The following is a 10,913-nucleotide window of genomic DNA, read 5'->3' as shown; positions in this document are numbered from 1 at the left end:
GAGTTAAACAACTCAAATGATTGACTTTTAAATTTTAAAGGTTTATACTGAAAGACGAAAACGGTAGGTGAGGCTACCATAGGGATACGGATGACTACCGCAAAGCAGTGGAGACACTACTCGTTGGTCAACAGTCCTGGTCGCGAAGGCCAAGACTAAGCTCATTACATTGCCCTATGGAGTTAAAGCTTGAACGAAAAAACAGATAACTAGTTTTTTAATCCTGCCATTTTATGGTGGGATTTTCTACTGTTTAAATCAAAGAAAGGAGATAGACGATGCAAATTGACGACCATCCGGAACCGCACATACACAGCCAATCGCTGATTTGTGTCGTTCTGCCCTTATAAAGTGATTGGTCTCTGTGTATGAAACACATCATTCATACAGATAGGAGAAACCAATGAAAACTACAAAAGAAAGATTAGCAACAGCTATTCATACATCTTTAAACGAAACTCTATCTTTTTATAAGACAAGTCTAACAGGCTTGGCTGAGGAGCAGGTGGAGAAAAATCGTGACCTATATGGCGAAAATACCATCACAAAGGGTCAAGAAGACAGTATCCTCAAAAAGATTTACGAATCCATTATCAATCCTTTTACGATCATCTTACTGGTCATCGCCGTGATTTCCTTGGTGACCAATGTCTGGTTGGCAAAACCAGGTCAAGAGGATCCGACGACTTCTATTATCATCGTTGTCCTAGTCCTCATTTCTGGTGGCATACGCTTTGTCCAAGAGCTCCGTAGTGATAAGGCTGCGACCAATCTATCAAAAATGATTGTCAACACAGCGACTGTCATTCGTCAAGGAGAAATCCAAGAAGTGCCTATCGATGATTTGGTAGTGGGTGACGTGGTTAAATTAAGTGCTGGAGACATGATTCCAGCAGATCTTCTTTTATTTGAGTCGCGCGATTTCTTTGTACAACAGTCGGGCTTGACAGGTGAAAGTGAATCGGTTGAAAAATTGGCCTTGACCAAGGCAACAGTTCAACAATCTGATAGTCTGCTAGAAGCAGAAGCGCTCGCCTTTATGGGAACCAATGTCTTGTCTGGTAGTGCCAAGGCCGTGGTTTTAGCAGTTGGTGATGATACCATGATGGGGGCCATTGAGCAGACTTTGAACACCTATGACGAGCCTACTTCGTTTGAGCGGGAGATGAATAGTATTTCGTGGCTCTTGATTCGTTTGATGCTGGTCATGGTGCCCATCGTTTTCTTGTCCAATGGTTTAACAGATGGTGACTGGCTGGAAGCTGGCGTATTTGCTTTGAGTGTTGGTGTTGGATTGACACCTGAGATGCTTCCTATGATTATCACGGCCAGTCTAGCAAAAGGCTCCATCATTATGGCCAAGGAAAAAGTGGTTATCAAGAAACTCAATGCCATACAGGACTTAGGGGCGATTGATATTTTGTGTACAGATAAGACAGGAACTATAACCCAAGACGAAATCGTTCTAGAATATCCCTTGGACATCCACGGACGCTTGGATTTGACCGTCTTGAGACGAGCTTATCTTAATTCCTATTTTCAAACTGGCTTGAAAAATTTGATGGACAGAGCTATCATCAAACGGACTGAAAAGGAAGCAAAAGAACACGATATCCTCCAAAATCTGGCTCAAACTTTTCAAAAAATAGATGAGCTTCCCTTTGATTTTGAACGCAGACGGATGAGTGTCATCGTTAAGGATGAACACGAAGTGGTTAGTTTGGTAACCAAGGGTGCCCTAGAGGAAATGTTGACGATTTCCAGTTATGCGGAATACCAAGGAGTGATTACTCCCTTGACAGATGCTATTAGAGAAGAAATTTTAGCAGAAGTCAGACAACTAAATCAACAAGGTTTGCGTGTCTTGGGAGTGGCCTATAAGTCAGGTTTGAGGGAAGGCCATGCCTATACAGTTGATGATGAAGGGGATATGATTCTAACTGGTTATTTAGCCTTCCTAGATCCTCCTAAACCATCTGCAGCACCAGCAATTAAGGCTCTGTTAGAACATGGAGTTCAAACAAAGATTTTGACGGGAGACAACGAAAAAGTTACCCAAGCAGTCTGTGAAAAGGTTGGTTTGGATATCAATCAGATGCTGTTTGGATCTGAAATTGATCAGATGAGTGATCAAGAATTGGCCCAAGCCGTAGAGGAGGTAACAGTCTTTGCCAAACTTTCTCCTGACCAAAAAGCGAGGATTATTTTGCAATTTAAGGCCAATGGTCATGCTGTCGGTTATATGGGAGATGGGATCAATGATGCTCCTTCTATGAAAGTTGCAGATGTGGGGATTTCTGTTGATACAGCAGTAGATATTGCCAAAGAAACAGCTGATGTTATCCTACTTGATAAGGATCTCATGGTGCTTGAAAAAGGACTTGTTGAAGGTCGTAAGGTCTATGCCAATATGACTAAATATATTAAAATGACAGTGAGTTCTAATTTTGGAAATATCTTATCCCTATTGGTCTCTGGAATCTTTTTGCCATTTTTACCAATGGCACCAGTCCATTTGATTATCCTAAATCTAGTCTATGATTTGTCTTGTATTGCCTTACCTTTTGACAAGGTGGATAAAGATTTTTTGAGAAATCCGCATACCTGGGAAGCTAAGTCTATCACACGTTTCATGGTTTGGATGGGACCTATCTCTTCTGCCTTTGATATTTTGACCTTTATTTTGCTCTATTTTATCATTGTACCCATGACAACAGGTCAAGTTTATGTTCATGGGGCAGAGTCGGCCGTAGGCTTTATTGTCTTGTTTCAGACAGGTTGGTTCATTGAATCCATGTGGTCACAGACCATGGTTATACATATGCTACGTTCAGCCAAAATTCCCTTTTTACAAAGTCGTCCAGCTTGGCTAGTCCTTGTGACAACCTTATTGGCTGCAGCCTTTGTGACCTTCCTTCCCTACAGTCCACTAGCTAGCCTACTTCATCTAACTCCTTTAAAACCGATTTATTTCATCTTTTTACTTTTCATCATTATTTTGTATATGATTAGCGTGACAACTGTGAAAAAAATCTATATCAAGAAATATCAAGAATGGCTGTGAATTTCATTTTGTCAAGAAAAAAGTACGAAAATGACGAAAAAAGTCAAAAAAATTTAAAAATAGGTCGCAAGTCGGATGTTTTTTATGGTATAATAGACTAAACTGATAGTAACATGTAGCGAAAGGGGTAGGTACATGATTAAAATTTATACAGTCTCAAGTTGTACTAGCTGTAAAAAAGCAAAAACCTGGCTCAATGCCCACCAGTTAAGTTATAAAGAACAAAACCTTGGTAAAGAAGGAATTACGCGAGAAGAATTACTGGATATTCTGACCAAAACAGATAACGGAATAGCCAGCATCGTTTCGTCTAAAAATCGCTATGCTAAAGCCCTTGGAGTGGATATTGAAGATTTGAGCGTCAATGAAGTCCTCAATCTGATTATGGAAACACCGAGAATTTTAAAGAGCCCAATCCTTGTGGATGAAAAACGCCTGCAAGTTGGCTACAAGGAAGACGATATTCGTGCCTTCCTACCACGCTCTGTCCGTAATGTAGAAAATGCAGAAGCACGTTTGCGTGCAGCTCTATAAACATCAAGGCTGGGAGCAACTCCCAGTCTTATTCTATTTTAATCTCAAAAAGAAAGAAGAAAGAAATGAAAAAAATAGTTCTTGTTAGTCTAGCTTTCCTTTTTGTCCTGGTTGGTTGCGGACAGAAAAAAGAAACTGGACCAGCTACAAAAACAGAAAAGGATACGCTTCAGTCGGCATTGCCAGTTATTGAGAATGCTGAGAAGAATACAGTTGTCACCAAGACTTTGGTCTTGCCGAAATCAGATGATGGTAGCCAGCAAACCCAAACCATTACATACAAGGACAAGACTTTTTTGAGCTTAACGATTCAACAAAAACGTCCAGTTTCTGATGAGTTGAAGACTTATATTGACCAACATGGAGTGGAAGAAACCCAAAAAGCTCTCCTTGAGGCGGAGGAGAAGGATGAGTCCATCATAGAAGCTCGTAAATTAGCAGGCTTTAAGCTTGAAACAAAACTATTAAGCGCAACAGAACTTCAAACAACGACTAGTTTTGATTTTCAAGTTTTGGACGTCAAAAAGGCTTCCCAGTTGGAATATTTGAAGAATATTGGCTTGGAAAATCTTTTGAAAAATGAACCAAGCAAATATATTTCAGACAGATTGGCAAATGGCGCGACAGAACAGTAGAAAATCCAAATAAATAGACTGCCTGAATTGTAGAAGGTAAGGAATTATGCTATAATGGTACTATTCTAAGGAAAGAGGGTGTTAGAATGGGATTTACTGAAGAAACAGTACGTTTTAAATTGGACGATTCCAATAAAAAAGAAATTAGTGAAACTTTGACTGATGTCTATGCTTCGTTGAACGATAAGGGCTACAACCCAATTAACCAAATCGTAGGTTACGTATTGAGTGGAGACCCTGCCTACGTTCCTCGTTATAATAATGCACGAAATCAAATCCGTAAGTATGAGCGTGATGAAATCGTTGAGGAATTGGTCCGCTACTACCTTAAAGGACAAGGAGTCGATCTATAACCTATGAGAATTATGGGATTGGACGTCGGTTCAAAAACGGTAGGGGTGGCGATTAGCGATCCGCTCGGTTTTACAGCTCAAGGGCTTGAAATCATCCAAATCAATGAGGAGCAAGGCCAATTTGGTTTTGATCGCGTTAAGGAGTTGGTTGATACTTACAAGGTGGAACGATTTGTAGTGGGCTTACCTAAAAACATGAACAATACAAGCGGACCGCGCGTGGAAGCTAGTCAAGCCTACGGAGCAAAGTTAGAAGAGCTTTTTAGTTTACCAGTAGACTATCAGGATGAACGCTTGACAACAGTGGCTGCTGAGCGCATGTTGATTGAACAAGCAGATATCAGCCGTAACAAGCGCAAGAAAGTCATTGATAAGTTAGCAGCTCAGCTGATTTTACAAAATTATTTAGATAGAAAATTTTAATATAAAGGAGAGGCTATGTCACACGATCATAACCACGACCACGAAGAACGTGAACTAATCACACTAGTAGATGAGCAAGGGAATGAAACCTTGTTTGAAATCCTTTTGACGATTGACGGAAAAGAAGAATTTGGTAAAAACTATGTTCTTCTAGTACCAGTTAACGCAGAAGAAGACGAAGATGGACAAGTTGAAATCCAAGCTTACTCATTCATCGAAAACGAAGATGGAACAGAAGGCGAATTGCAACCAATCCCAGAAGACTCAGAAGACGAATGGAACATGATTGAAGAAGTTTTCAATAGTTTTATGGAGGAGTAAAAATGTTCAGTGAACATTTTTACCCTTACGCTAAAAATAAAGACCGTAAGTAAGTCTGGGAGACTGTATCAGCCCAACTCCTGAAAATTAGAAGAGTTGGAATGTCCGGGGGATGTTTTTACCCCAACTCCTAGAAATTGGAAGAGTTGGAACGTCCGGAGGACGTTTTTAGCCCAAGTTAATATTCATAGTTGCTAGTGATTAGCTAACCAGGTGAGAGGTCGGGACGAAAATCCTGGCCTCGTTTTTGTTAGTTATGAGACTTTATTGAGGCAGTTGATTGAACCTGTAATTAAGGAGATGTATATGTTTGAAGTAGAAGAATGGCTCCATAGTAGGATTGGTTTGAATTTTCGATCAGGTTTGGATCGGATGCAAGAAGCAGTGGATTTGTTAGGAAATCCTGAGCAGTCTTACCCTATTATCCACGTAACAGGGACTAATGGGAAAGGATCTACCATTGCTTTTATGAGGGAGTTATTTATGGGGCATGGCAAAAAAGTTGCGACCTTTACCTCCCCTCATATCGTCTCTATCAATGATCGAATCTGCATTAATGGGCAACCAATAGCTGATGCAGACTTTATCCGTTTGGCTGAGCAGGTCAAGGAGATGGAGAAAACGCTTCTGCAAACTCATGACCAGTTGTCTTTTTTTGAGTTGCTGACCTTGCTTGCTTTTCTCTATTTTAGGGAGCAAGAAGTGGATTTGGTTTTACTAGAAGTGGGAATTGGCGGCTTACTTGACACGACCAATGTGGTAACTGGAGAGATTGCTGTCATCAGCTCCATCGGGCTTGACCATCAGGAGACCTTGGGTGATAGTCTGGAAGCAATCGCAGAGCAGAAAGCTGGTATTTTTAAGGTTGGTAAAAAGGCAGTGATTGCTAAGTTGCCTCCAGAAGCTAGGCTTGTCTGTCAGAAAAAAGCAGACTCTTTAGCTGTTGACCTTTATCAGGCAGGTCAGGATTTTTCAATGCTGAATGGGGATTTTTCAAGTTCTTTGGGAACTTTTTCGCAGTTGAAAATAGGATTGGAAGGAGCTTATCAGCAGGAGAATGCGGCCTTGGCATTGCAAACTTTTCTTCTCTTTATGAGGGAAGAAAAGGAAATTGTTGATGAGCAGGCTGTAAGACAGGCTTTAGCGAAAACCTATTGGGCTGGTCGTTTGGAGCGTATTCGTCCTCAGATTTATTTGGATGGTGCTCATAACCTCCCTGCCTTGACTCGCTTGGTTGAATTTATCAAAGAAAAAGAGCAGGAAAGCTATCGACTTCAAATCCTCTTTGGAGCCTTGAAACGTAAGGATTATCAAAGGATGTTGGGTTATCTGACTGAAAATTTACCTCAAGTGGGACTCAAGGTGACTGGTTTTGACTATCAAGGTTCTCTGGATGAGACAGATGTAATAGGCTACCATGTCATTCCTTCTTACAGAGAATTTATCAGCAGTTTTGAAGAAAGAGCAGATACGCAGGACTTGTTATTCATTACAGGGTCTCTCTATTTTATCTCAGAAGTACGGGGCTACCTGCTGGATCGTGAGCAGATAAATTGACCTCTTCTTTTGTCTTTGTTATACTAGATGAATTGCTGGCTAAGGAAAAATCTATTTCTTTAGCATGGCAAGAGAAAGGACATTTATTATGACATTCAAAACAGCAGCACTTTCTATTATTTCTTTAGCGAGTGTATCTTTGCTAGTTGCTTGTTCCCAAAGAACACAACCAGTTCAACAGCCTGTGGCTCAGCGGCAGGTCCAACAACCTGCTCAACAACCTGCTCAACAGAATACCAATACTGCAAATGCAGGGACTAATCAAAATCAAGCGGCTCCAGTACAGAACCAACCTGTTGCTCAACCGACTGATATTGATGGGACTTATACAGGCCAAGATGATGGAGACCGTATCACTTTAGTGGTCACTGGAACGACTGGTACGTGGACTGAGCTTGAATCTGACGGGGATCAGAAAGTCAAACAGGTCACATTTGATGCAGCAAATCAACGCATGATTATTGGTGATGATGTCAAAATTTACACTGTAAACGGTAATCAAATCATCGTAGATGATATGGATAGAGATCCATCGGACCAAATCGTTTTAACTAAATAAGACTATGCAAGTAGGAAGGGCTGGATTTTTCAGCCTTTTTACTTTTACCTAGAAAATAATCATAAATACTTGCCTTCTACCGAATACCTGAGTTATACTAGTATCAATTACCTGTTTTTAGTGTTCAAAATATCAAGGAGGGGATATGAAATATAGAAAATTTCAATTATTGATGTCCAAGTATGGCTTTAGTCTTTCGATTATGCTACTTGAACTTTGTCTGGTTTTTGGTCTCTTTCTTTATTTAGGACGCATGGCCCCCATTTTATGGATTACTGTCCTCATTCTACTGAGTATCATCACAATCATTTCGATAGTCAACCGTAATACGACTCCTGAGAATAAGGTAACCTGGTTGTTAGTAGCCTTTGTACCAGTATTTGGACCCCTGCTCTATCTGATGTTCGGGGAAAGGCGATTGTCCAAAAAAGAAATCAAACAATTGAAGAAGCTAGGCTCCATGCATTTCCAAGAAGCAAATAGCCAGTTACTCAAAGAGGAATTAAAAGAAAGTGACAAGGCGGCATATGGCGTCATCAAGTCCTTATTGAGTATGGATACCAATGCTGACATCTATGATCAAACTGCCTCTACATTTTTTCCTAACGGAGAAGCTATGTGGAAAAAGATGGTAGAAGATCTCAAAAAAGCTGAGAAATTTATCTTCTTGGAATATTATATTATAGAAGAAGGTTTGATGTGGAATCGTATTTTAGAAATCTTGGAGCAAAAAGTCGCTCAAGGCATTGAAGTTAAACTGCTCTATGACGATATTGGCTGTATGGCTACTTTAACAGGAGATTATGCACATCGACTTCGTCAGCTGGGCATCGAGGCCCATAAATTCAATAAAGTTATTCCTCGTTTGACAGTAGCCTATAATAACAGAGATCATAGAAAAATATTGATTGTTGATGGTCAGATAGCCTATACTGGTGGGGTCAATCTGGCAGATGAGTACATTAACCACGTCGAGAGATTTGGTTATTGGAAGGATAGTGGAATTCGCTTGGACGGGCTAGCAGTAAAAGCCCTGACACGCTTATTTTTGACCACTTGGTACATCAATCGAGGAGAAATTAGTGATTTTGATCAATATCATTTAGAAAATCATTCTATCCCAAGTGACGGTTTAACCATTCCATACGGAAGTGGACCCAAGCCAATTTTTCGAACGCAGGTAGGGAAAAAGGTTTATCAGAGTTTGATCAATCAAGCAACGGAATCGGTCTATATTACGACACCTTATTTGATCATAGATTATGATTTAACGGAGACAATCAAAAATGCAGCTATGAGAGGGGTCGATGTTCGAATTATCACCCCTTACATACCAGATAAGAAGTTCATTCAGTTAGTCACAAGAGGGGCTTATCCAGACCTTCTTTCTGCTGGAGTTCGGATTTATGAGTATAGTCCAGGTTTTATTCATAGTAAGCAGATGTTGGTAGACGAAGATTTTGCGGTGGTGGGGACAATCAATCTCGACTACCGAAGCTTGGTACACCATTATGAAAATGCAGTCTTACTCTATAAAACTCCTTCTATAATGGAAATCGCCCGAGATTTTCAAAATATATTTGCAGATTCTCAGGAAGTCTATCCTCATTCTATCAAAACGAGCTGGTATCAAAAGCTTGTAAAAGAAATTGCCCAGTTATTCGCCCCAATCTTATAAGAAATCTAGGACTGAGGATACCAACCAGTCCTCTTTTTCTTGCTTTTTACGAATAGAAAGATATAGGGGAGGGACGATGCTGACTCAGAAAGAAATAAACTATATCCTGACATTCAAACAGACACAGTTACACCGCTTTCGGGAAATTGAAACCTTTGTGAAACTATACAAAAAATCACTCAAACAGCCATCGCAAGCTGACAATCCTAGGACTTTTTGATATACTAAGACAGATAAATTGAATAGGAGAAACGATATGAGTGTGTATGGTAGAGTAGAAGAAGTTCATCAGGAGAATCGTGAACCTCTAGAATACCAAATCGAACAAGAATCGCATCATCGTGAATCAAGTCGTCTTCCTTTGGTGAAAATTTTACTATGGAGTACGCTTGTAACAGGAATAACTCTAGGAGTACCGCTATTACTCGATTTAATGAGTGCACAGGAAGTGCAGGATTTTTATGCAGGTTGGGCGCTTCATCAGACAGGGAAGATTTACAGCGACTATTATGGAAGTCAAGGTTTGCTTTATTATTTGCTGACTTACGTGACTCAGGGCGGATTTTTCTTTGCCATCTTTGAGTGGTTAGCCTTGGTAGCAGGAGGATTTTTCCTTTTTAGATCAGCGGACACCTTGACAAAGCAAGGAGAGCAAGCTGGACAAGTGGTGACTATTTTTTACATGCTAGTTACAGGTCTTGCTTTTGGTGGAGGCTATGCGACTCTTTTAGCGCTTCCTTTCTTATTCGCGGCCTTTAGTTTAGTTGCGACTTATCTAAGCAATCCAAGCCATGATAAGGGATTTGTACGGATTGGGCTGGCTTTGGCAGGCGGATTTTTCTTTGCTCCCTTGTCATCGCTCCTGTTTATTGCTGTAGTGAGTTTAGGCTTGTTGGTCTTTAACCTTGGGCATAGACGTTTTGCACATGGATTTTATCAGTTTCTTGCAGTGGCTTTAGGTTTTTCACTTGTCTTTTATCCAACTGCCTACTATAGTGTTGCAACAGGAAGTTTTGGGGATGCCATTAGTGGTATTCGTTATCCTATTGACAGTATTCGCTTTGATTTCACTTCTAAAATTTTAGAGAATATGGCTTTTTATGGCTTGTTGTCCCTTGGTTTGGGATTTGTAGTTTGTATCTTTTTAGGTCTCTTTCAATCCAAGCCCTCTAAACTATACGTCATTTCGGTTCCTGCAAGTCTTGTGACAATTTTAGGTTTGATTTTGCTTTTCTTTTCACAAGAGCCTCTGCACGCTTCCTATTTGATGGTCGTCTTCCCTGTTTTCCTACTTTTATTGGTAACCAATATTAAGAGTCAACAGAGGGGGCGTAGTGTTAGACGAAGAGAAACGCCAGTTAGTCTATGGAGTCGTTTCTTCAAAGGAAATCTATATCTGCCAGTTTTAGGGCTTGTCTATCTTTTGTCTGTTCCCTTTTTGATGAAGTTTGTCCTTTATCCAGTACCTTATCAAGAACGTAATCGTCTTGCTGATTTGGTAAAAGAGGAGACAAATACGGAAGATGCTATCTATGCATGGGATGATACTGCGACTCTCTATCGTAAGAGTGAGCGCTTGTCGCCATCGGCTATTTTGTCCCCATTGCACTATACAGCAACTGAGGAAAACCGGAATAAGCTACTCAATGACTTGAAAGAAAAACAACCTAAGGTGATTGTGGTAAACGATAAGGTGCCAGTCTGGTCTGAAGTGGAGATACTCTTAAAAGAAAATTACCAACAAGTAAAGACGGATTACTCAGAGTTTAAAGTCTATAAAATTAAATAG

10 protein-coding genes and 1 riboswitch are annotated in these 10,913 nt (G+C 40.3%); all 10 genes read left to right on the top strand.

The features are described from left to right. The first annotated feature begins 57 nt into the window (after positions 1–57). A riboswitch (M-box (ykoK) riboswitch) is annotated at positions 58–209 on the top strand. A gap of 194 nt (positions 210–403) precedes the next feature. The 10 genes from mgtA to HWX15_RS03950 all read left to right on the top strand — a co-directional run bounded on the left by mgtA (position 404) and on the right by HWX15_RS03950 (position 10,913). After that, a complete protein-coding gene (mgtA, locus tag HWX15_RS03995) occupies positions 404–3,064 on the top strand; it encodes a magnesium-translocating P-type ATPase (RefSeq protein ID WP_175880335.1) in 2,661 nt (886 codons plus the stop codon). 135 nt (positions 3,065–3,199) lie between these two features. After that, on the top strand, positions 3,200–3,598 hold the full coding sequence (gene spx, locus HWX15_RS03990) for a transcriptional regulator Spx (RefSeq protein ID WP_000591165.1): 399 nt from the start codon (positions 3,200–3,202) through the stop codon (positions 3,596–3,598). A gap of 65 nt (positions 3,599–3,663) precedes the next feature. Then, entirely contained in the window at positions 3,664–4,233 is a 570-nt protein-coding gene (locus HWX15_RS03985) for an SP0191 family lipoprotein (protein WP_004269739.1), read from the top strand. 86 nt (positions 4,234–4,319) lie between these two features. After that, the gene (locus tag HWX15_RS03980) at positions 4,320–4,586 is read left to right on the top strand and encodes an IreB family regulatory phosphoprotein (RefSeq protein ID WP_000507059.1); all 267 of its coding nucleotides are present in this window, start codon (positions 4,320–4,322) and stop codon (positions 4,584–4,586) included. A gap of 3 nt (positions 4,587–4,589) precedes the next feature. After that, positions 4,590–5,009, top strand: a complete 420-nt coding sequence (gene ruvX, locus HWX15_RS03975) for a Holliday junction resolvase RuvX (RefSeq protein ID WP_012972608.1) — start codon at positions 4,590–4,592, stop codon at positions 5,007–5,009. Positions 5,010–5,024: 15 nt separating this feature from the next. Continuing rightward, on the top strand, positions 5,025–5,330 hold the full coding sequence (locus HWX15_RS03970) for a DUF1292 domain-containing protein (protein ID WP_000017620.1): 306 nt from the start codon (positions 5,025–5,027) through the stop codon (positions 5,328–5,330). 306 nt (positions 5,331–5,636) lie between these two features. Continuing rightward, on the top strand, positions 5,637–6,887 hold the full coding sequence (locus HWX15_RS03965) for a folylpolyglutamate synthase/dihydrofolate synthase family protein (protein WP_175880334.1): 1,251 nt from the start codon (positions 5,637–5,639) through the stop codon (positions 6,885–6,887). Positions 6,888–6,975: 88 nt separating this feature from the next. After that, positions 6,976–7,446: an SP_0198 family lipoprotein gene (locus HWX15_RS03960; RefSeq protein WP_254867335.1), complete on the top strand. Its 471-nt coding sequence runs from the start codon at positions 6,976–6,978 to the stop codon at positions 7,444–7,446. A 145-nt stretch (positions 7,447–7,591) separates the two neighbouring features. Continuing rightward, entirely contained in the window at positions 7,592–9,124 is a 1,533-nt protein-coding gene (cls, locus tag HWX15_RS03955; RefSeq protein WP_000877326.1) for a cardiolipin synthase, read from the top strand. A gap of 256 nt (positions 9,125–9,380) precedes the next feature. Next, on the top strand, positions 9,381–10,913 hold the full coding sequence (locus HWX15_RS03950) for a hypothetical protein (protein ID WP_023939690.1): 1,533 nt from the start codon (positions 9,381–9,383) through the stop codon (positions 10,911–10,913).

Source organism: Streptococcus thalassemiae, assembly GCF_903645285.1.
Classification (GTDB): Bacteria; Bacillota; Bacilli; order Lactobacillales; family Streptococcaceae; genus Streptococcus; species Streptococcus thalassemiae.
This window is presented reverse-complemented; position numbering and strand designations above follow the sequence as displayed.